At 64.7% G+C, this 20,477-nt stretch carries 20 protein-coding genes; 14 read left to right on the top strand and 6 right to left on the bottom strand.

The genetic code is table 11. The features are described from left to right. Window positions 1–77: 77 nt before the first annotated feature. The 11 genes from GGD65_RS03390 (at window position 78) to fabZ (ending at window position 12,027) form a co-directional block, all read left to right on the top strand. On the top strand, window positions 78–1,073 hold the full coding sequence (locus GGD65_RS03390; protein WP_018320203.1) for a 30S ribosomal protein S2: 996 nt from the start codon (window positions 78–80) through the stop codon (window positions 1,071–1,073). 132 nt (window positions 1,074–1,205) lie between these two features. Then, the gene (tsf, locus tag GGD65_RS03385) at window positions 1,206–2,129 is read left to right on the top strand and encodes a translation elongation factor Ts (RefSeq protein WP_183234395.1); all 924 of its coding nucleotides are present in this window, start codon (window positions 1,206–1,208) and stop codon (window positions 2,127–2,129) included. A 60-nt stretch (window positions 2,130–2,189) separates the two neighbouring features. After that, window positions 2,190–2,906, top strand: a complete 717-nt coding sequence (gene pyrH, locus GGD65_RS03380; protein WP_026202317.1) for a UMP kinase — start codon at window positions 2,190–2,192, stop codon at window positions 2,904–2,906. Between the two features lie 69 nt (window positions 2,907–2,975). Continuing rightward, entirely contained in the window at window positions 2,976–3,539 is a 564-nt protein-coding gene (frr, locus tag GGD65_RS03375) for a ribosome recycling factor (RefSeq protein WP_026202318.1), read from the top strand. A 100-nt stretch (window positions 3,540–3,639) separates the two neighbouring features. Next, complete coding sequence (locus tag GGD65_RS03370; RefSeq protein ID WP_018320207.1) at window positions 3,640–4,398, top strand: isoprenyl transferase; 759 nt, start codon at window positions 3,640–3,642, stop codon at window positions 4,396–4,398. Beyond that, window positions 4,395–5,237 (top strand): phosphatidate cytidylyltransferase, encoded by an 843-nt coding sequence (locus tag GGD65_RS03365; RefSeq protein WP_183234394.1) that lies wholly within the window; start codon window positions 4,395–4,397, stop codon window positions 5,235–5,237. Before GGD65_RS03370 ends, GGD65_RS03365 begins: the two co-directional genes overlap by 4 nt. Window positions 5,238–5,241: 4 nt before the next feature. Then, the gene (dxr, locus tag GGD65_RS03360; RefSeq protein ID WP_179738738.1) at window positions 5,242–6,465 is read left to right on the top strand and encodes a 1-deoxy-D-xylulose-5-phosphate reductoisomerase; all 1,224 of its coding nucleotides are present in this window, start codon (window positions 5,242–5,244) and stop codon (window positions 6,463–6,465) included. 44 nt (window positions 6,466–6,509) lie between these two features. Beyond that, window positions 6,510–7,661, top strand: coding sequence for an RIP metalloprotease RseP (rseP, locus tag GGD65_RS03355; RefSeq protein WP_038949774.1), 1,152 nt, complete (start codon window positions 6,510–6,512; stop codon window positions 7,659–7,661). A 177-nt stretch (window positions 7,662–7,838) separates the two neighbouring features. Further along, complete coding sequence (bamA, locus tag GGD65_RS03350; protein ID WP_183234393.1) at window positions 7,839–10,376, top strand: outer membrane protein assembly factor BamA; 2,538 nt, start codon at window positions 7,839–7,841, stop codon at window positions 10,374–10,376. A 125-nt stretch (window positions 10,377–10,501) separates the two neighbouring features. Next, a complete protein-coding gene (gene lpxD / locus GGD65_RS03345) occupies window positions 10,502–11,569 on the top strand; it encodes a UDP-3-O-(3-hydroxymyristoyl)glucosamine N-acyltransferase (RefSeq protein WP_092257194.1) in 1,068 nt (355 codons plus the stop codon). Further along, the gene (gene fabZ / locus GGD65_RS03340) at window positions 11,566–12,027 is read left to right on the top strand and encodes a 3-hydroxyacyl-ACP dehydratase FabZ (RefSeq protein ID WP_018320213.1); all 462 of its coding nucleotides are present in this window, start codon (window positions 11,566–11,568) and stop codon (window positions 12,025–12,027) included. The genes lpxD and fabZ overlap by 4 nt, the downstream gene beginning before the upstream one ends. Before the next feature lie 30 nt (window positions 12,028–12,057). On the opposite strand, the gene GGD65_RS03335 is transcribed toward fabZ, so the two are convergent. Further along, the gene (locus GGD65_RS03335) at window positions 12,058–12,381 is read right to left on the bottom strand and encodes a KTSC domain-containing protein (protein ID WP_092257190.1); all 324 of its coding nucleotides are present in this window, start codon (window positions 12,379–12,381) and stop codon (window positions 12,058–12,060) included. 174 nt (window positions 12,382–12,555) lie between these two features. Here GGD65_RS03335 and lpxA point away from each other — a divergent pair, with 174 nt between their 5' ends. The 3 genes from lpxA to lpxB are packed head-to-tail and all read left to right on the top strand — an operon-like array spanning window position 12,556 to window position 15,399. After that, a complete protein-coding gene (gene lpxA, locus GGD65_RS03330; RefSeq protein ID WP_092257187.1) occupies window positions 12,556–13,347 on the top strand; it encodes an acyl-ACP--UDP-N-acetylglucosamine O-acyltransferase in 792 nt (263 codons plus the stop codon). A 19-nt stretch (window positions 13,348–13,366) separates the two neighbouring features. Continuing rightward, the gene (locus GGD65_RS03325; RefSeq protein ID WP_049814974.1) at window positions 13,367–14,224 is read left to right on the top strand and encodes an LpxI family protein; all 858 of its coding nucleotides are present in this window, start codon (window positions 13,367–13,369) and stop codon (window positions 14,222–14,224) included. Next, window positions 14,221–15,399: a lipid-A-disaccharide synthase gene (gene lpxB / locus GGD65_RS03320; protein ID WP_183234392.1), complete on the top strand. Its 1,179-nt coding sequence runs from the start codon at window positions 14,221–14,223 to the stop codon at window positions 15,397–15,399. Before GGD65_RS03325 ends, lpxB begins: the two co-directional genes overlap by 4 nt. A gap of 137 nt (window positions 15,400–15,536) precedes the next feature. Here the strand turns inward: lpxB and GGD65_RS03315 are convergent, their stop codons facing one another. The 5 genes from GGD65_RS03315 to GGD65_RS03295 are packed head-to-tail and all read right to left on the bottom strand — an operon-like array spanning window position 15,537 to window position 20,477. After that, window positions 15,537–16,304, bottom strand: a complete 768-nt coding sequence (locus GGD65_RS03315) for an SDR family NAD(P)-dependent oxidoreductase (protein WP_183234391.1) — start codon at window positions 16,302–16,304, stop codon at window positions 15,537–15,539. After that, entirely contained in the window at window positions 16,301–17,410 is a 1,110-nt protein-coding gene (locus GGD65_RS03310; RefSeq protein WP_092257180.1) for an ABC transporter ATP-binding protein, read from the bottom strand. Before GGD65_RS03310 ends, GGD65_RS03315 begins: the two co-directional genes overlap by 4 nt. A gap of 10 nt (window positions 17,411–17,420) precedes the next feature. Continuing rightward, a complete protein-coding gene (locus tag GGD65_RS03305; protein ID WP_179738723.1) occupies window positions 17,421–18,278 on the bottom strand; it encodes a carbohydrate ABC transporter permease in 858 nt (285 codons plus the stop codon). Beyond that, window positions 18,271–19,194 (bottom strand): carbohydrate ABC transporter permease, encoded by a 924-nt coding sequence (locus GGD65_RS03300; protein ID WP_018320221.1) that lies wholly within the window; start codon window positions 19,192–19,194, stop codon window positions 18,271–18,273. The genes GGD65_RS03305 and GGD65_RS03300 overlap by 8 nt, the downstream gene beginning before the upstream one ends. Beyond that, the gene (locus GGD65_RS03295) at window positions 19,191–20,477 is read right to left on the bottom strand and encodes an ABC transporter substrate-binding protein (protein WP_183234390.1); all 1,287 of its coding nucleotides are present in this window, start codon (window positions 20,475–20,477) and stop codon (window positions 19,191–19,193) included. Before GGD65_RS03295 ends, GGD65_RS03300 begins: the two co-directional genes overlap by 4 nt.

Below are 20,477 nucleotides of genomic sequence, written 5' to 3'. Positions count from 1 at the left end.
CGTCCGGTGGCAACCGGGGCGAGGACGCTCCGTTTTGCTCACACGTTTCCGGAGGAACCAACCGGAGAATTAGAACGATGGCGCTACCCGATTTCACCATGCGTCAGCTGCTTGAAGCTGGCGTGCACTTTGGTCACCAGTCTCACCGCTGGAATCCGAAAATGGCTCCGTTCATTTTCGGCGCTCGCAACAACATTCACATCGTCGACCTCGCGCAGACCGTGCCGATGCTGCACAACGCCTTGCAGGCGGTCAGCGACACCGTCGCCAAGGGCGGCCGCATCCTGTTCGTCGGCACCAAGCGCCAGGCGCAGGACGGCGTCGCGGACGCTGCCAAGCGCTGCGCGCAGTATTTCGTCAATTCGCGCTGGCTCGGCGGCACGCTGACCAACTGGAAGACGATCTCGGCCTCGATCAAGCGTCTGCGTCACCTCGACGACGTGCTCTCGGGCGGCGATGCCAGCTCCTACACCAAGAAGGAGCGCCTGACGCTTCAGCGCGAGCGCGACAAGCTCGACCGCTCGCTCGGCGGCATCAAGGACATGGGCGGTCTGCCCGACCTGATCTTCGTGATCGACACCAACAAGGAAGACATCGCGATCCAGGAAGCCCAGCGGCTCAACATCCCGGTCGCTGCGATCGTCGACACCAATTCGGACCCGAAGGGCATCACTTATGTGGTGCCGGGCAATGACGACGCCGGTCGTGCGATCGCGCTCTATTGCGACCTGATCGCGCGTGCCGCGATCGACGGCATCTCCCGCGCCCAGGGCGATTCGGGTATCGACGTCGGCGCTTCGGCCCGTCCGCTCGCTGAAGAGCTGCCGGCGGCTTCGTCGAGCGGCTTCCAGGGCCTCGCAGGTCCGCGCGGCACCGCCGACGACCTCAAGAAGCTCCCGGGCGTGTCGGGTGCGATCGAGAAGAAGTTCAACGACCTCGGCATCTTCCACTTCTGGCAGCTCGCCGAGCTCGATCACGACACCGCGCACACGATCGGCGAAGAAGTCGGTCTGCCGAGCCGTGCGGACGCCTGGGTGGCCAAGGCCAAGGCGCTGACCGCGGAAGCGGAATAGTCAAGAGAGCGATGGGTTGGCCGGACAAGATCCGGCCACCATTTCAGTTGACGCGAATCCCTGAGATGGACCGCGGCGGGGCGCTTCGATGCCACGCCGCGGCGAACCAGCAGGCACAAAGGATTTTCAACGATGGCAACGATCACAGCTGCGATGGTCAAGGACCTGCGCGAGTCGACTGGCGCGGGCATGATGGACTGCAAGGCCGCGCTGACCGAAAACGACGGTAACATGGAAGCGGCGCAGGATTGGCTGCGCAAGAAGGGCCTGTCCAAGGCCGCCAAGAAGTCGGGCCGCGTCGCGGCCGAGGGCCTGATCGGCGCCCTGACCAAGGGCACCAAGGGTGTCGTGGTCGAGGTCAACTCCGAAACCGACTTCGTCGCGCGCAATGGCCAGTTCCAGGGCCTCGTCAAAATGGTCGCCCAGGTCGCATTCGACGCCGGCTCCGATGTCGAGAAAATCAAGGCCGCCAAGGTCGGCGACGTCACGGTCGAGGCCGCCATCAATGACGCGATCGCCACCATCGGCGAGAACATGACGCTGCGCCGCGCAGCTTCGCTCGAAGTGGGCCAGGGCGTGGTGTCGAACTACGTCCACGGCGCGGTCGTCGAGGGCGCCGGCAAGATGGGCGTGATCGTGGCGCTGGAATCGCCCGGCAAGGCCGATGAGCTCGCAACGCTCGGCCGCCAGATCGCGATGCACATTGCCGCCGCGAATCCGCTGGCGCTCGATCCGTCCGGCCTCGATCCGGCGGTCGTCAAGCGCGAGAAGGACGTGCTCGCCGACAAATATCGCCAGCAGGGCAAGCCCGAGAACGTGATCGAGAAGATCGTCGAGTCCGGCCTCAAGACCTACTACAAGGAAGTCTGCCTGCTCGAGCAGGCCTTCATCCACGACACCGGCAAGTCGGTGGCGCAGGCGTTGAAGGAAGCCGAAGGCAAGGTCGGCGGCGCTGTGAAGATCGCCGGCTTTGTGCGCTATGCTCTCGGTGAGGGAATCGAGAAGCAGGAAAGCGACTTCGCGGCCGAGGTCGCTGCGGCCAGCGGCAAGAAGTAAGCGCCGGAACGTTCCTTCCGGCGTGCCGCCGGAAGCGGCGCCCGGACAAGGAAAGTGCTCATGTCTGATCCGGTCTATCGTCGCGTCGTGATCAAGCTGTCCGGCGAATATCTCGCGGGACAGCAAGGCTTTGGCATCGATCAGCCGACCGTCGACCGGGTTGCGGACGATCTGATCGCGGCCCGCAAGCTCGGCACCGAGGTTGCAGTCGTGATCGGCGGCGGCAACATCGTGCGCGGCGTCGAGGTCTCCTCCCGCGGTGTGTCGCGCCCGACCGGCGATACCATGGGCATGCTCGCCACCATGATGAACTGCCTCGCGCTGGAAGCGGCGATCGAGCGCAAGGGCACGCCGGCGCGCACGCTGTCGGCCTTCGTCATGCCCGAGATTTCCGAGCTGTTCACCCGCACTGCGGCGCACAAATATCTCGCCGAGGGCCGGATCGTGCTGCTCGGCGGCGGAACCGGCAATCCGTTCTTCACCACCGATACGACCGCGGTGCTGCGCGCCGCCGAAATCGGCGCCCAGGCGGTGCTGAAAGCGACCAATGTCGACGGCGTCTACTCGGCCGATCCGAAGAAGGATCCGTCCGCCACGCGGTTTGACCGGCTGACCCATTCGCAGGCGATCGAGGGCGGCTACAAGGTGATGGATGCGACCGCCTTCGCGCTTGCTCGCGAGACGTCTCTGCCTATCATCGTATTCTCGATCGCGGAGCCGGGTTCGATCGGCGCGATTCTACGTGGCGTCGGCCACGGAACCATTGTCGCCGGCTGACCGCTCATCCGTCGCGTGCCTTTAGGGAAGGTCGCGGAGCGGTCGCCGGGATCTTGAAGGAGAAACGTGATGCCCACGGGTACTTTCGACCTCAACGAAGTGAAGCGCCGCATGCAGGGCGCCGTCCAGTCCCTCAAGCACGAGCTCGGCGGCCTGCGTACGGGGCGCGCCTCCGCCTCGATGCTCGATCCGGTGCAGGTCGACGCCTATGGCAGCCACATGCCGCTCAATCAGCTCGCCACCGTCAGCGTGCCGGAGCCCCGCCTGATTTCGGTGCAGGTCTGGGACAAGTCGATGGTCAAGGCGGTGGAGAAGGCGATCGTCGATTCCAACCTCGGCCTGTCGCCCGCGACCGAAGGCCAGGTGCTGCGCCTGCGCATCCCCGAGCTGAACGAGGAACGGCGCAAGGAACTGGTGAAGGTCGCGCATAAATATGCGGAAGCCGCCAAGGTCGCCGCGCGCCACGTCCGCCGCGATGGCCTCGACGTCCTCAAGAAGCTCGAGAAGAACCACGAAATGTCCGAGGACGACCAGAAGCGCCACGCCGACGAGGTGCAGAAGGCGACCGACGGTACGATCACCGAAATCGACCAGTTGCTGGCCGCCAAGGAAAAAGAAATCCTCACCGTCTGAAGCGCGATGAATGTCATCGCGCTTCAGGTTATTGTAAGCGCATGATCTTTTCGGAAAACCGCTTCGCACTTTTCCGGATCATGCTTTAAGGCCACCTTCAATGTCGAACGCCGCCGCGCCCGCAACGGAAGGACCCGATCGGTCCGAGGCGCCCGCGCATGTCGCCATCATCATGGATGGCAACGGGCGTTGGGCGGCCGCGCGCGGTCTGCCGCGTGCGGAAGGGCATCGCCGCGGCGTCGAGGCCTTGCGTCGCGTCGTGCGTGCCTCGCACGAGCTCGGCATCCGCTACCTCACCATCTTCTCCTTCTCGTCGGAGAACTGGTCGCGTCCGGCGAGCGAGATCGGCGATCTCTTCGGTCTGCTCCGCCGCTTCATCCGCAACGACTTGGCGAGCCTGCATCGCGACGGCGTCAAGGTCCGCATCATCGGCGAACGCGATGGGCTCGAGAGCGACATCTGCGCGCTGCTTAACGAGGCCGAGGAATTGACGCGCGACAACACGCGCCTGACGCTCGTCGTCGCCTTCAATTACGGCTCGCGGCAGGAGATCGCGAAGGCGGCGCAGAAGCTGGCGCGCGAGGTCGCGGAAGGTAAGCGCGATCCTGCCACGATCGACGCCGAAACGCTGGGCGCGCATCTCGATGCGCCCGACATTCCCGATCCCGATCTCATCATCCGCACCAGCGGCGAGCAGCGCCTGTCCAATTTCCTGATGTGGCAGGCCGCCTATAGCGAGCTCGTGTTCGTGCCGATCCACTGGCCCGATTTCGACAAGGCGGCGCTGGAAAGCGCGATCGCCGAATTCGCCAGGCGCGAGCGCCGTTTCGGCGGCCTGGTCGCGAAAACCGCCTCGTGAGCGAACAAGACGCCGCACCGGCGGGCGCCAAGCCTGCCCCGAACAATCTGGTGATGCGGGTCCTCGCAGCGCTGGTGCTGGCGCCGCTGACCATCGCGGTCGCTTATGCCGGCGGCTGGCTGTGGGCGCTGCTCGTCACCCTGGTGTCGATCGGGCTGTTCGCGGAATGGCTGACGGTGGTGGGCGCGGGCTCGGCCGCGCTGACCGGGGCGGGGACGATCGTCATCGCGATGATGGGGGCCGCCGTCGCTTTTGGCGGGCTGAAGACCTCAATCATCGTCGGCCTCGTCGGCGGCGCGATCGTGACGCTGATCGCGCGCGGCAAGTTCCTCTGGGCGGCGACCGGATTCGCTTATGCAGCGGCAGCGCTGCTGGCCTCGATCCTGGTGCGGAAGGATCTCGTCAACGGCTTCTCTGCGCTGATGTTCGTGCTGCTGGTGGTTTGGGCGACCGATATCGGCGGCTATTTTGCCGGTCGCAGCATCGGCGGGCCGAAGCTCTGGCCGCGGGTGAGCCCGAAAAAGACGTGGTCCGGGGCGCTGGGCGGCTTCGCCGCAAGCCTTCTGGTTGCGGTGGGCTTTGCGACTTGCGGGTTCGGAAAGATGGGACCATTGCTGCTCGTCAGCGCCATCCTTTCGGTGGTGTCGGCACTGGGTGATCTGTTCGAATCCGCGGTGAAGCGGCGCTTCGGTGTCAAGGATTCCAGTCACTTAATTCCCGGCCATGGCGGGCTTATGGACCGCCTGGACGGTTTTGTCGCCGCCATCCTGGCGGCATGGATTATCGGCTTTCTCCGCCATGGTGTGCATAGCGCCGGAAGCGGTCTTATGGTTTGGTGAGGATATGAGCGCTGTTCCATTGCGTAATAACAAGGCTGCGGCGTCCAGCGTCCGCAGCGTCACGGTTCTCGGCGCCACCGGCTCGATCGGCGACAGCACGATGGATCTGCTGCGCGCCTCGCCCGAGCGCTATCGCGTCGAGGCGCTGACGGCGAACGGCAATGTCGAAGCGCTGGCCAAGCTCGCCAAGGAATTCTCCGCGCGCTACGTCGCGATCGCCGACACCTCCAAGCTCGCCGAGCTCAAGGCCGCGCTCGCCCGGACCAGCACCGAATGCGGCGCCGGCGAAAGCGCGGTGATCGAAGCCGGCGCGCGTCCGGCCGATTGGGTGATGGCGGCGGTGAGCGGCGCTGCCGGATTGAAGCCGGCACTCGCCGCGGTCGACCGCGGCGCGCATGTGGCATTGGCCAACAAGGAATGTTTGGTCTGCGCCGGGGATTTCTTCATGCAGCGCGCCGCCAAGGCCGGCGCCTGCATCCTGCCGGCCGATTCCGAGCACAATGCGCTGTTCCAGGCGCTTGCCTCGGGTAATCGGGACGAACTCGTCCGCGTCATCATCACCGCGTCGGGCGGCCCGTTCCGCACCTGGAAGCCGGCCGACATCGAGCAGGCGACGCTCGAGCAGGCCCTGAAGCACCCGAACTGGAGCATGGGCCAGAAGATCACGATCGATTCGGCGTCGATGATGAACAAGGGGCTCGAGGTGATCGAAGCGTCGTACCTGTTCGCGCTGTCGCCCGACGAGATCGACGTCCTCGTGCATCCGCAGTCGATCATTCACGGCATGGTCGAGTTCTCCGACCGTTCGGTGATGGCCCAGCTCGGCGCGCCCGACATGCGCACCCCCATCGCGCACTGCCTGGGCTGGCCCGACCGGATCAAAGGGCCGGCGGCCAAGCTGGACCTCGCCAAGATCGGCCAGCTGACCTTCGAGGCGCCCGATTTCGAGCGCTTCCCCGGGCTACGGCTGGCTTTCGACTCGCTCCGGACCGGGAAGGGGGCGACCACCGTCTACAACGCGGCCAATGAGGTCGCGGTCGCCGCGTTCATCGCCGGCAAGATCCGGTTCGGCGCGATCGCCCGGCTGGTGGAGGCAACACTGGACGACTGGATCCGCAGCGGGAACCAGGCGCCCCTGACGTCCGCCGATGATGCAATCTCTGTTGACCATGTTGCTCGAAATAGAGCTGCCGCCCTATTGCCTCAAATTGCCTTAAAGGCATCCTAGATGGTTCGGGGCCAGGGCCTTGCGGCGCTGGATGAGGGAATTCGATGATCGACTTTTTTGTCCATAGTTTCAATACGTTGAGCCATGGGCTCCTCGGCTACGCGGTTCCCTTCCTGTTTGTCCTGACGATCGTCGTGTTCTTCCATGAACTCGGCCATTTCCTGGTCGCGCGCTGGGCGGGCGTTCGCGTGTTGACCTTCTCGCTCGGCTTCGGACCTGAGCTGGTCGGTTTCAATGACCGCCACGGCACCCGCTGGAAGATCTCGGCCATCCCGCTCGGCGGCTACGTCAAGTTCTTCGGCGACGAGAGCGAGGCCTCGACCCCTTCGGCCCAGACGCTCGCGGCCATGACGACCGAGGAGCGCGCCGGCAGCTTCCACCACAAGAAGGTCGGCCCGCGCGCGGCCATCGTCGCGGCCGGACCCATCGCCAATTTCATCCTGGGCGCGCTGATCTTCGCGGGCATGGCGCTGTATTACGGCAAGCCGAGCACGATCGCGCGGGTCGATGGCGTCGTCGCCGATGGCGCCGCGGCCGCGGCCGGCTTCAAGATCGGGGACGTCGTCGTCCAGATCGACGGCAAGCCGATCGAAAGCTTTGCCGACATGCAGCGAATCGTTGCGATGAATGCGGGTTCGGCGCTTGCCTTCCAGGTGAAGCGGGACGGCGCCATCGTGTCGCTGACCGCAACGCCGGCCCTGCTTGAGCGCAAGGATCCGTTCGGCAACAGCCACCGTCTCGGCGTGCTCGGCGTCGAGCACAAATCGCAGGCCGGCGAGGCCTCGACCGCCCCGGTGGGCATCGGTGAGGCGCTCAAGATCGGGGTCGAGCAGGTCTGGTTCATCATCACCAGCACCTTCAAGTTCCTGGGCTCTCTGTTCGTCGGAAATGGCAATCCCAACGAGGTCAGCGGCGTCCTAGGCATCGCGAAAATGTCGGGGCAGGCGGCCAGCGCCGGGTTCCAGTTCGTGATCAATCTGTGCGCGGTGCTGTCGGTGTCGATCGGCCTGCTGAACCTGTTCCCGATCCCGCTGCTCGATGGCGGCCACCTGATGTTCTATGCGGCGGAGGTCGTCCGTGGCCGACCCCTGTCCGAGCGGACTCAGGAGATGGGGTTCCGAATCGGGCTCGGTTTGGTGCTGATGTTGATGGTGTTTGCGACCTATAACGACATCCTGCGGATGGCGGCATCTTGATGGAGGCTTTTTTGTGGCGTTGCTGATGAGCAACGTCTTGGAATGAAATTGAAATTACGGCGCTTTCGGCCGTTTGCGGCGTCGGTGAAATTGGCTACAAGCGGCCTGAACTTGGGGAATCTTCCAGACCGGCGTTGGGGTTGGGTCTGGCTCGGAATGATAAGGGCGCGTTGCGCGATGAAGTTTGGACTGCGACTCCGGGGGGGCTTGCTCGCAACCCTGATCATGTTCGGCGCGCCGGTGATTGCCCCGGTCGGGGCTGTTTTTGTGTCTTCGTCTGCGCTCGCTCAGACCGTGCAGTCGATTTCCGTCGAAGGAAATCGCCGGGTCGAGGTGGAGACGATCCGCTCCTATTTCAAGCCGGGTCCGGGCGGCCGCCTGGATCAAGGCGCCATCGACGACGGCCTCAAGGCCCTGATCGAGACCGGCCTGTTCCAGGACGTGAGAATCAACCGCGGCGGCGGCGGTCAGATCGTCGTCTCCGTGGTGGAAAACCCGGTAATCGGCCGCATCGCCTTCGAGGGCAACAAGAAGATCAAGGACGAGCAGCTCACCACTGAGGTCCAGTCCAAGGCGCGCGGCACCTTCTCCCGCGCCATGGTGCAGTCCGACACGCTGCGAATCGCTGAAATCTACCGCCGGTCCGGCCGCTACGACGTGCGCGTCACGCCCGAGGTCATCGAGCAGCCGAACAACCGCGTCGATCTCATCTTCACGATCGAGGAGGGCGCCAAGACCGGCGTCAAGTCGATCGAGTTCATCGGCAATGTCGCATTCTCGTCCTATCGCCTCAGGGACGTCATCAAGACCCGCGAATCGAACCTGCTGAGCTTCCTGGCCAGCGGCGACATCTATGATCCCGACCGCGTCGAAGCCGACCGCGACCTGATCCGCCGCTTCTATCTCAAGAACGGTTTCGCCGACGTCCAGGTGGTGGCCGCGCTCACCGAATACGATCCGGAGAAGAAGGGCTTCAACGTCACCTTCAAGATCGAGGAAGGATCGCAGTACCGCGTCGGCGCGATCGACTTCCGCTCCAGCATTCCGAACTTCGATCCCTCGTCGATGCGCGCCTATTCGCGCGTCAATGTCGGCTCGCTCTACAACGTCGAATCGGTCGAGAAGTCGGTCGAGGAGATGCAGATCGAGGCCTCGCGCCGCGGCTATGCCTTCGCCGTGGTCCGGCCCGGCGGCGACCGCAATTTCGAGGCGCACACCGTTTCCGTCGTGTTCAACATCGACGAAGGTCCGCGCATCTATATCGAGCGCATCAACCTGCGCGGCAACACGCGTACCCGCGATTACGTGATCCGCCGCGAGTTTGATATCTCCGAGGGCGACGCCTACAACCGCGCCCTGGTCGACCGTGCCGAGCGGCGCCTGAAGAACCTCGACTATTTCAAGAGCGTGAAGATCACGACGGAGCCCGGCTCGTCGAGCGATCGCGTCATCCTGATCGTCGACATGGAAGAGAAATCGACCGGCGACTTCTCGATCTCGGGCGGTTACTCCACCACCGACGGCGCGCTGGCCGAAGTCTCGATCTCCGAGCGCAACCTGCTTGGCCGCGGTCTGTTCGCCAAGGCGTCGGTGACCTATGGCCAATACGCACGCGGCTACTCGCTGTCGTTCGTCGAGCCGTATCTGCTCGACTACCGCGTCGCGCTCGGCCTCGACCTCTATCAGCGCCAGCAGCTGTCCAACAGCTACATCTCCTACGGCACCAAGACGCTCGGCTTCTCGCCGCGCCTCGGCTTCTCCTTGCGTGAAGATCTGGCGCTCCAGCTGCGCTACTCGATCTACCAGCAGGAAATCACCCTGCCGAACTACTTGGCGAACTGTAACAACGTTGCCGGCTCCGCGGCATTCAATCCAAGCCCGGCTTACGCCGCCGCTAACGGCATCAGTCTTGTCTCCACCAACGGCCTCGGCTGCTACAGCGACGGTGAAGCCTCGCTGCCGGTGCGCAAGGAGCTTGCCAACGGCAAGACTTTGACCTCGGCGCTCGGCTACACGCTGACCTACAACACGCTGGACAACAACAAGAACCCCACCGACGGTCTGCTCATCGACTTCCGTCAGGATTTCGCCGGCGTCGGCGGCGACGTCTCCTACATGAAATCGGTCATCGATGCGAAGTACTACACTCCGCTGGTGTCGGACATCGTCGGCCTCGTCCGCCTGCAGAGCGGCATGCTGAACAAGATGGGCAGCGATCTGCGCATGCTCGATCACTTCCAGATGGGTTCGAACCTCGTCCGCGGCTTTGCTCCGAACGGCATCGGCCCGCGCGATTTGAATCCGTTCGGTACGCAGGACGCCCTCGGCGGCACCAAGTACTGGGGCGCTTCGCTCGAATTGCAGATGCCGTTCTGGTTCCTGCCGAAGGAAGTGGGTCTGAAGGGTGCGGTTTATGCCGACGCCGGCGGCCTCTACGACTACCAAGGACCAACCAGCTGGGCGTTTAACGGCGTCTCAGGCACCAACGAAGTCAATGCACCTGGTTGTATCCCGTCGTCGATCAATCCATCGAGCGCCGGAACCTGTACCGGCCTCGTGTATGACGACAGCAAGGTGGTCCGCTCGTCGGTTGGTGTCGGCCTGATCTGGCAGTCGCCGTTCGGTCCGCTGCGCTTCGACTACGCCGTGCCGCTCAGCAAGGGCAAGTACGATCGCACGCAGGAGTTCCGGTTCGGCGGCGGCACCACGTTCTAATTCGATCAGCACGGCACGATCCGGATCACTGGAACCGGTTTCCGAAAGGGATCGTGCCGATCCAAGAGATGGAGCATGATGCGGCTCGACCGCTTCATGCCGAAGCCGGACCGCGACGGGGTGGAATGGCGCAGCCGACCTTCTTCACAAAGCCGCCTGCCTCAACGCTGGCTGACATCGCCACGCTGACCAAGGCGCAGCTGGTCGATCCCGCCAGGGGCGGCCACATCATCACGGGACTCGCTTCGCTTGACGAAGCGGGCCCGATGCATCTGGCGTTCTTCGACAACCTCAAATACGCCGATGAGCTCAAGGCGACCAAGGCTGGCGCTTGCCTGGTGAGCCCGCGCTTCGAGCCCCAAGTGCCCGCGCACGTGGCCGTGCTGCGGGCGGCGCAGCCGTTCCGGGCCTTTGTCAGGATCGCGCGGGAATGGCACGGCGAAGCGCTGAGGCCGCAATCCTGGGTCGGCAATGACGGCATCGCGCCGTCGGCGATCATCGATCCCTCGGCCCGGCTCGAGGACGGCGTGATCGTCGATCCCCTGGCCGTGATCGGCCCGGACGTGGAGATCGGCAGCGGCACGGTGGTCGGCGTCGGGGCAGTGATCGGGCCCGGCGTCAAGATCGGCCGGGACTGCAATGTCGGCGCGCGCACCGCGATCCAGTGCGCCCTGATCGGCAACAATGTGCTGATCCATCCCGGCTGCTCGATCGGCCAGGACGGCTACGGCTTCATCTTCTTCGGCCCCGAGGGCCATCTGAAGGTGCCCCAGACCGGGCGGGTGCTGATTCAGAACGACGTCGAGGTCGGCGCCGGGACCACGATCGACCGCGGCAGCTTGCGCGACACCGTGATCGGCGAGGGGACGAAAATCGACAATCAGGTCCAGATCGGTCACAATGTTACGATCGGACGGCACTGCCTGTTGGCTGCCCAGATCGGGCTCGCCGGCAGCCTGTCCATTGGCGACAACGTGGCACTCGGAGCGAAGGTTGGCATCAACAACCACCTCAAGATCGGGGACGGGGCCCAGGTGACCGCGATGAGCGGCGTCAAGGACGACATCCCGCCGGGCGGACGCTGGGGTGGCTTTTTCGCCAAGCCGACCAAACAATGGTTCAAGGAGATCATCGCGGTGGAGCGCTTGGTACGCGACAGCAGGGCTGATCCGAAGGATGAGGGACGGGAATGACGGCGGAATCACCTGTTAAGTTCGAGCTGGTGGACATCAATGCCATCCTCCAGACGCTGCCGCACCGCTTTCCGATGCTGCTGATCGACCGCGTGATCAACATCCGCGCCGACTATAGCGGCATCGGCATCAAGAACGTCACCTTCAACGAGCCGGCCTTCCAGGGGCATTTCCCCGAGCGCCCGGTCTATCCCGGCGTCATGATGATCGAGGCGATGGCGCAGACCGCGGGCGTGATCGGTATCAAGTCCGTCGAAGGGACCGAGAAGCCGCGGGCGGTCTATTTCCTCACCATCGACAAGTGCAAATTCCGCAAGCCCGTGCTGCCCGGCGATACCATCGAGTATCACATGCGCTCGGTCGGCCGCCGCAAGGCCATGTGGTGGTTTCACGGCGACGCCAAGGTCAACGGGCAGGTGGTCGCGGAAGCCGACGTCGGCGCCATGCTGACGGACTGAGCGGCACGCGGGCCGCGCTGGACGGATTCCTCACGCGCCGCAATCGTAGCGGCCGCCGGGTGCCTCGCGCTTAATGTTTTGGTTGAAGAACTGGCCCATGGACGGTGCGCCCAGGAGACGGTCGGCTGTCTCGGCCGCGACGCCGCAATAGCGCGTATAGCTGCCGCCAGTCGCGACGACGAGGTCGCGCTGCGTACGGTCGTAGCAGACACGCTGAAGCACCGTGCTGCGGTTGATGTCGCGGCATTCGAATGTCGCGAGGTCGATAGGGTGGCGTTCGCCGGTCTCGACCGTCTCGGACACGATCGGTGCGGCCGCGAGCTGTGCGAGCAGAAGTGCCAGGGCCCTGACCATGAAAGCTGAAGCTCCGCATGAAGTTGTTGAGGAGCCGGGAAGGCACCTCATCCGGTACTTGAAACAGGCAGAGATGATACGTCACTGGACAGATCGGGCATAGTCGCGCTAACCACCGGAAAACTGAGCGACTTCAATGCATAACCAGACCTTCTTGACGAGTAAGATTGCTTGATGAGCAAGATTGATCCCACCGCACGGGTCGAGGACGGCGCCGTGATCGGCGAGGGCACCGAGATCGGGCCGTATTGCATCATCGGCTCAAATGTCGTGATCGGCGCGAACTGTAAGCTGATTGGGCATGTTACCGTCATCGGCCATACATCGATCGGGGACGGCGGCGTGATCTCGCCGTTCGCGGTGCTCGGCGGCGCGCCCCAGGATCTCAGCTACAAGGGCGAGCCGACGAGGCTCGAGATCGGCTCTGGCTGCGTCATCCGCGAAGGCGCGACGATGAACGTCGGCACCATCAAGGGCGGCGGCCTGACGCGCGTCGGCAACGGCGGCTACTTCATGAACAACAGCCATGTCGGCCATGACTGCATAGTCGGCAACAACGTGATCTTTGCGACCTCGGCGACGCTCGGCGGCCACTGCGAGATCGGCGACGCCGTCTATATCGGCGGCCTCTCCGCAGTGCACCAGTTCACGCGCATCGGTCCATATGTGATGGTCGGAGGGGTCTGCGGCGTGCGCGACGATGTCATCCCGTATGGGCTCGTTAACGGCCAGTATGCGGTGCTCGAAAGCCTCAACCTGATCGGCATGAAGCGGCGCAAGTTCACCAAGCAGCGACTGGCGACGGTGCGCGGGTTCTATCAAAAGCTCTTCCATGGGCCCGGTACCTTCGCCGAGCGGCTGGAATCGGCGCGCCCGCTCGCGGGCGAAGATCCGGCGATCGCCGAAATCCTCGACTTCATCGGCAAGGGCAAGCGCCCGCTCTGTCTTCCCGCCATTGCGAAGTGATTTCGGGATGGCCGCGGACATGACATCGGCGGCGTCGGACATCTCATCGCCGGTCGGCATCGTCGCCGGCGGAGGCGCGATGCCGTTTGCGGTTGCCGACTCGCTTGCCGCCCGCGGCATCACGCCGGTGCTGTTTCCGCTGCGCGGGGCCTGCGATCCTGCGCGGGTGGAGAAATTCCGCCATCGCTGGATCTCGGTCGGCCAGCTTGGTCGCGCAATGCGGCTGTTCCGCGAGGAGGGCTGCCGCGACCTGATCTTCATCGGCACATTGGTGCGGCCCTCGCTCTCCGAGATCCGGTTCGACGTCAAGACGATGCGGCTGCTCGGCAATGTCATCCGCGCCTTTCGCGGCGGCGACGATCATCTCCTGTCCGGCGTCGGCCGCATCCTCGAGCAGGACGGCTTTCGCATGGTCGGCATCAAGGACCTCGCACCCGATCTCCTGATGCCCGAAGGCTGCATCAGTCGCGCCTGGCCCAGCGATACCAGCAAGACCGACATCGCGCGCGGCCGCGCAGTGCTGACCGCGCTCGGCCCGTTCGACATCGGCCAGGCTGCGGTGGTGATCGACGGCCATGTGGTGGCGGTCGAGGACATCGAGGGCACCGACGCGCTGCTCGCGCGCGTCGCGCGGCTGCGCGAGGAGGGACGCATTCGCGCGGCCGCCGGCCGCGGCGTTCTGGTGAAGGCGCCCAAGAGCGGCCAGGATCTGCGCTTCGACCTGCCGACGATCGGCCCGCGCACCATCGAGGGCGTCGCGGCAGCCGGCCTTGCGGGCCTCGCCGTCATCGCCGGCAACACCATCGCCGCCGAACCGCAGGCGATGATCGGCCTCGCGGACGCCAAATATCTCTTCGTCATCGGACTGCCGGCGTGATGCAGTCGCGCGATCCCAAGCGCAAGATCTTCCTGATCGCCACGGAGGAATCCGGTGACCGGCTCGGCAGTGCCTTGATGAAGGTGCTGCGCCAGCGCCTCGGCGACGGCGTGCAGTTCGTCGGCGTCGGCGGACGTTCCATGGCGCGCGAGGGGCTGGAATCGCTGTTTCCGATCGAGGACCTGTCGATCGTCGGCTTCGCCGCGGTGGTGCAGCAATTGCCGAAAATTCTGCGGCTGATCCGTGAGACGGCCGACGCCGTGGCCGAGGCGGCGCCGGACGCGCTCGTCATCATCGACAGTCCCGACTTCACCCATCGCGTCGCCCGCCGCGTGCGCGCGAAGAATCCTGAGATCCCGGTTGTCGATTACGTCTCGCCCCAGCTCTGGGCGTGGCGGCCGGGGCGGGCGCGGACCATGCTCGGTTATGTCGACCATGTGCTCGGTCTGCTGCCGTTCGAGCCCGAGGAATACCGCAAGCTCGGCGGACCGCCATGCAGCTATGTCGGCCATCCCCTTATCGAGCAATTGCCCTCGCTGCGGCCGAACGCGGAGGAGCAGGCACGTCGCGACAGTGAGCCGCCGGTGCTGCTGGTGCTGCCCGGCAGCCGCCGCAGCGAGGTCAGGCACCATCTCGACGTGTTTGGCGGGGTGCTCGGCCGCTTGCAGGCGGAAGGCCGTGCCTTCGAACTGATACTGCCGACGATGCCGCATCTGGAAGCCACCATCCGCGAGGGCATCGCGAGCTGGCCGGTCAAGCCAAGGGTTGTGACCGGCGAGAACGAGAAGCGCGCCGTGTTCCGCATCGCTCGCGCGGCGCTGGCCAAATCCGGTACGGTGACGCTGGAGCTCGCACTGTCGGGTATTCCGATGGTGACAGCCTACCGTGTCGGTGCAATCGAGGCCTTCATCCTGCGCCGCGCGATCCGCGTCTCCTCGGTGATCCTCGCCAATCTCGTGATCGGCAGGGATGTGATTCCGGAGTACCTGCAGGAGGAGTGCACGCCGGAGAAACTGGCGCCGGCGCTCGCCGAGGTGCTGACGGATTCGCCGCTGCGCAAGCAGCAGGTCGAGGCCTTTGCCCAGCTCGATGAGATCATGTCGACCGGCAACAAGTCACCGAGCGTGCTCGCCGCCGACATCGTGCTGGCAACGATGCGCAAGGGCAGGCGGTAACGGAGGTCTCGCAGGGTGGGCAAAGGCGCGTCGCGCCGTGCCCACGATTCGTCGCGATGAGAAGAATTCGTGGGCACGCTTCGCTTTGCCCACCCTACGAGACCGTGAAAGTTGCGCCATTGTGGCCGGATCAAGTTCTACGCAAGTCCTGCATCTACCCGAAAACACTGGCTGGTGATGCGCTGGCTTTCGTCGGAGGCGAGGAATAGCGCCATGTTGGCGATGTCCTCCGGCGTCACCGCGTCGGGCACGGCCTGACGCGAGCGCATCTCGGTGATGACCTGCTCGTCCGGATACCACAGCCGGCGCTGGCGCTCGGTGATCACCATGCCCGGGGCAATCGCGTTGACGCGAATGCGGTCGGGGCCGACCAGCCGGGCCAGCGAGTTGGTGAAACCGACGATCGCCGCCTTGGCTCCGGCGTAGACCGGCAGCCCCGGCGCACCGCGCATCCAGGCGATCGACGACATGTTGATGATCGAGCCGCCGCCGCGCGCCTGCATCTGCGGCACCACCGCTTGCGCGGCAAAGAAGACGTGCTTGAGATTGACGCCGATCATCCAGTCGAACTCTGCCGGCGTCACTTCGGCCAGCACCTGGCGTTGATCATTAGCGGCGTTGTTGACGAGCACTGCGGCATCCCCGAGCGATCGCTGCACCTGTGCCATGGCGGCGCGCAAGGCCTCGATGTCCAGGAGGTCGCATGGCAAGAACAAGGGCGCGGTTTTGGACGCAGCGCTCACCTCCGCGACCAGAGCCCCGCCGGCTTCTTCATCCACATCGAGGAACGCAACGCGCGCTCCCTGCGCCACGAAGGCGCGCACGAAGGCGGCCCCGATGCCGCTGGCGCCGCCGGTGATCAGTACGACGCGGTCCGCAAGTCCGGCATAGCTCGTCTTTGTCATGCGATCAGTCGCTCCGTCTCGGGGTCGAACAGGCAGATGCGGCGCGTGTCGAGCGCGAAGGGGGCTGCCGTCCCCGGCGGGGGGCGGATGTCCGGCGTGATGCGCGCCAGCGCAGACTCGCCGCCGAGCCGCAGCAGCACGATGGTTTCGGCGCCGGTGGGCTCGACCATCTCCACCGGCGCGTGGACGACGATGGGTGCACCGCCGGAGAACACGCGGTTGCCCTCCGCGATGCATTCCGGCCTGATCCCGAACACCACCTCGCGGCCGAGATAAGGTGCCGCTGCATCGTATCCCTGCAGACGAAGGCGAACTTCGTCCGGCCGCCCGGCGCCAATCACGACCACAGGACCACCGGCGTCAGCCTCGAGCCGCGCCGGCATGGTGTTCATCGGCGGCGAGCCCATGAAGCGTGCGACGAACAGATTGGCGGGATAGCGGTACACGGTATCGGGATCGGCAAACTGCTGCACCACGCCGCGATGCATCACGGCGATCCGGGTCGCCATCGTCATCGCCTCGATCTGGTCGTGGGTGACGTAGATGATGGTCGCGCCGATGCGCTGGTGCAGCCGCTTGATCTCCATCCGCATCTCGACGCGCAGTTTTGCGTCGAGATTGGACAGCGGCTCGTCGAACAGGAAGAGCAGGGGATCGCGCACCAGCGCACGGCCCATCGCCACCCGCTGGCGCTGGCCGCCGGAGAGCTGCGATGGCTTGCGGCCGAGCAGTGCCTCGATCTGGAGCAGTTTCGCGACATTCGCGACCGCAGTGTCTTGCTCCGCTTTGGGTACGTGACGGCATTCCATGCCGAAGGTGATGTTCTGGCGTACCGTCATCGACGGGTAGAGCGCATAGGACTGGAACACCATGGCGATGTCCCGATCCTTGGGTGGGACGTCATTGACCACGCGTCCGCCTATCTCGACGGTCCCTGCGCTCGGATGATCGAGCCCGGCGACGATGTTGAGTAGCGTGGACTTACCGCAGCCGGATGGCCCGACCAGCACCGTGAACTCGCCGCTTTCGATGTCGAGATCCACGCCCTTCAGCACCTCCAGATTGGCGTAGCGCTTCGACAGGGTTCGAATGCTCAGTGCTGCCATGACAACTCCATCATTTCACGGCCCCGGCAGTCAGGCCGCGGACAAAGTATTTGCCACCAAGGAGATAGATCAACAGCGTCGGGAGCGCCGCGATGATCACCGCGGCGCTCTGCACGCCGTGCTGCGGGATGTCTGCGACTGCAGCGGACAGCGCGATGAGAGCGGCCGTGACGGGCTGCTGCTGGCCGCTCGTGAACGTCACGCCATAGAGGAACTCGTTCCAGATATGCGTGAACTGCCAGATCACGGTGACGATCAGGATCGGCGGCGAGAGCGGCAGGATGATGCGCCAGAAGATGCGGAAGAACCCGGCGCCGTCGATGCGCGCGGCCCTGATCAATTCATGGGGGATGGCGACATAATAGTTGCGGCAGAACAGCGTGGTGAAGGAGAGCCCCTGGATCGTGTGAATCAGCACGAGGCCCGCCAGCGTGTTGATGAGACCGATGTCGCGCAGCACGATGGTCCAGGGAAGCAGGCGCATCTGCTGGGGCAGGAAGAGGCCGAGGGTCACGATGCCGTAGATCCAGGTGTCGCCGCGAAAACGCCAGAGCGATACGGCGTAGCCGGCGACGGCACCGAGCAGGGTCGAGAAGATCGTCGCAGGAATCGTGACGAGGGCGGAGTTCAGCATGTACGGCCGGATGCCGGCGCAGGTCTCGGCGACGCAGAAGCCGCTCCAGGCAGCCAGGTAGTTGCTCCAGGCCCAGTGCTGCGGCCAGCCGATCATCGAGCCCTGCGCGATTTCCTCGTTGCTGCGGAGCGAGTTCAGCACGACAACAGCCAATGGCGCGAGCCATGCCGCAGCGATCAGCAGGACGATGAGGTAGATCAAGATCCGGCTTGGTGCGAAGGTCCGCTCACGCATGGGCGGCCCGCCGTCGCTGGACATATCGCCACGCCGCATACGGCAGCAGCACCGCGAGAAGAATGAGCAGCATGAGGACTGCCGCCGCCGCGCCCCGGCCGAGCAGGCTGCGCTGGAACATCAGGTCGTAGACGACCAGTGCCGGCAGCTGGGTCGCGATTCCCGGTCCGCCATTGGTGAGCGCGCGGACGAGGTCGAACGTCGAAATCGCGAATTGCAACTGGATCACGACGACGGTGATGGTGATCGGCCAAAGCGACGGCAGAATGATGCGCCGGTAGATTCGGATCGGTCCCGCGCCGTCGATCTGGGCGGCCTTGATGATGTCGGTGTCGACCGAGCGAAGGCCGGCAAGGAACAGCGCCATGGCGAAGCCCGAGGATTGCCAGATCGCGGCGATCACAATGGTCCAGATCGCCATGTCGCGGTCGATCAGCCAGTCGAACTTGAAGGAGGTCCAGCCGAGGTCGTGGACGAGCTTCTGGATTCCAAGGCCAGGATTGAGCAGCCAACTCCAGACCGTGCCGGTGACCACGAACGACACAGCAAGGGGATAGAGGAAGATGGATCGCAGCAGGTTCTCGCCGCGAATGCGCTGATCGAGCAGGATCGCAAGGGCGAGGCCTGTCACCAAGCTCAGCAGCACGAAAGCGCTGCCAAACAGCAGCAGATTGTCGAAGGCGATCTGCCAATTCCGCGACGCCGCGACCGCCGAGTAGTTGCGCAAGCCCACCCAGCCCGAGACGGGGATCAGCGTCGATGGCGTGAACGAGATCCAGATCGTCCACAGCGAGAACGAGACGAGGTGCGCGGCCGACAGCAGCAGCGGCACCCAGATCATCAGATATTCGGGCAGCCGGCGCACCCATTCGGGAAGCGCCGGCCGGCCCGGTCTGATCGAGACGGCATTGGTCAACGCGCGCCCTCGACGGCCTCGGCGAGGCGGGTGGCCACCTGCTCGGGCTTGATCGTCTTGTTCTTCACGTACTCCGTGATCACGTCGATCATCGCGGCGGTCATGCCGTTTTCCTGCGCCATGTTGTGCGCAAGGCTCAGGACCGCCTGGTTGCTGGCGATCGCGTCCTTCAGGGCTGCCGCGGTCCGCCGCTGACCGTCCGACCAGCCTTCGCCGGACAGATCGACGTCGGTGCGCACGGGGATCGATCCCGTGATCTGCGAGTACATGGTCTGGATCGCCGGATCCATGACGAGCTGGGCCATCAGGGTCTGGCCGGCCTGCAGGTCAGGCTCCTTGCGCTGCCAGAAGATGAAGGCATCGGCATTCAACAGGAACACCGGCTTGCTGTTGTCGCTCGGACCTGGCGCGATCATGAAGTCCTCGAACTTGAAGCCGGCATTGCGCAACACGCCCTGCGCCCAGCCGCCCATGATCATCATGCCCATGTCGCCGTCGATAAAGCGCTTGAGGTTGGTCGAGAAGTGCTGGGCGCCGACATTGGGGTCCATCCAGTCGGCGATCTTGCGCACCTGCGCGAACGCAGCCTTGATCTCGGGGCCCTCCAGGGCCTTCTTCTCGAGATTCATGATGGCGGCGCGGTATGCGAGGGGACTAATGCCGGCCAGGGCGGCCTCGAATTTTTGCCCGTCGTCGGGGCGGGTGCCGCCGTTGGCGACGGGATAGGGGACGCCGCCCGCTTTCATCTTCTCGGCGAGGTCGTTGAAGTCAGCCCAGGTGACGGGGATCTTGTCGGCCTTGGCCTTGTCCATCGCGCGCTTGGACAAGAACAGCATGTTGGTGCTGTAGATCTGCAACGGCAGTGCGATCCATTTGCCGCCCGGCTTGTGCAATTTCGCAAGGTCCGGCGCGACAACTTTCTCGTAGCCGGCGGCCGCGACCACGGCGTCGAGATCGACAGTCGGGGCAATCTTCGACCAGGCTGCGATCTCGGGACCCTTGAGCTGCGAGCAGGCCGGCGGATCGCCGGCCATGATCTGGGCGCGCAGCTTGTTCATCATCTCGGTGGTGAAACCGGGGACGGGCGAGTGCTGCCAGACGCCGCCTTTCTCCTCGAACTTCTTGCCGAGCGCGGTGATGGCCGCCCCGTCGCTGCCCGCGGACCATTGCGAGATCGCAGTCAGGCGCGGCTTGACCGCGCTTTGCGCGCGAGCAAATGCCGGCAGTGCGAGCGTGGCAACGGATCCAGCGAGCAGACGGCGCCTTGTTGTCGTGATCGGCAT

The organism is Bradyrhizobium sp. CIR18, assembly GCF_014198295.1.
In the GTDB taxonomy this organism is placed as follows: domain Bacteria; phylum Pseudomonadota; class Alphaproteobacteria; order Rhizobiales; family Xanthobacteraceae; genus Bradyrhizobium.
This window is presented reverse-complemented; position numbering and strand designations above follow the sequence as displayed.

Bases quoted from the DNA above. Each gene is read 5' to 3' on its own strand.
- GGD65_RS03390 (WP_018320203.1), top strand. From the start codon at position 78: ATGGCGCTACCCGATTTCACCATGCGTCAGCTGCTTGAAGCTGGCGTG.
- tsf (WP_183234395.1), top strand. From the start codon at position 1,206: ATGGCAACGATCACAGCTGCGATGGTCAAGGACCTGCGCGAGTCGACT.
- pyrH (WP_026202317.1), top strand. From the start codon at position 2,190: ATGTCTGATCCGGTCTATCGTCGCGTCGTGATCAAGCTGTCCGGCGAA.
- frr (WP_026202318.1), top strand. From the start codon at position 2,976: ATGCCCACGGGTACTTTCGACCTCAACGAAGTGAAGCGCCGCATGCAG.
- GGD65_RS03370 (WP_018320207.1), top strand. From the start codon at position 3,640: ATGTCGAACGCCGCCGCGCCCGCAACGGAAGGACCCGATCGGTCCGAG.
- dxr (WP_179738738.1), top strand. From the start codon at position 5,242: ATGAGCGCTGTTCCATTGCGTAATAACAAGGCTGCGGCGTCCAGCGTC.
- rseP (WP_038949774.1), top strand. From the start codon at position 6,510: ATGATCGACTTTTTTGTCCATAGTTTCAATACGTTGAGCCATGGGCTC.
- bamA (WP_183234393.1), top strand. From the start codon at position 7,839: ATGAAGTTTGGACTGCGACTCCGGGGGGGCTTGCTCGCAACCCTGATC.
- lpxD (WP_092257194.1), top strand. From the start codon at position 10,502: ATGGCGCAGCCGACCTTCTTCACAAAGCCGCCTGCCTCAACGCTGGCT.
- fabZ (WP_018320213.1), top strand. From the start codon at position 11,566: ATGACGGCGGAATCACCTGTTAAGTTCGAGCTGGTGGACATCAATGCC.
- GGD65_RS03335 (WP_092257190.1), bottom strand. From the start codon at position 12,381: ATGGTCAGGGCCCTGGCACTTCTGCTCGCACAGCTCGCGGCCGCACCG.
- lpxA (WP_092257187.1), top strand. From the start codon at position 12,556: ATGAGCAAGATTGATCCCACCGCACGGGTCGAGGACGGCGCCGTGATC.
- GGD65_RS03325 (WP_049814974.1), top strand. From the start codon at position 13,367: ATGACATCGGCGGCGTCGGACATCTCATCGCCGGTCGGCATCGTCGCC.
- GGD65_RS03315 (WP_183234391.1), bottom strand. From the start codon at position 16,304: ATGACAAAGACGAGCTATGCCGGACTTGCGGACCGCGTCGTACTGATC.
- GGD65_RS03310 (WP_092257180.1), bottom strand. From the start codon at position 17,410: ATGGCAGCACTGAGCATTCGAACCCTGTCGAAGCGCTACGCCAATCTG.
- GGD65_RS03305 (WP_179738723.1), bottom strand. From the start codon at position 18,278: ATGCGTGAGCGGACCTTCGCACCAAGCCGGATCTTGATCTACCTCATC.
- GGD65_RS03295 (WP_183234390.1), bottom strand. From the start codon at position 20,477: ATGCCGATCACGACAACAAGGCGCCGTCTGCTCGCTGGATCCGTTGCC.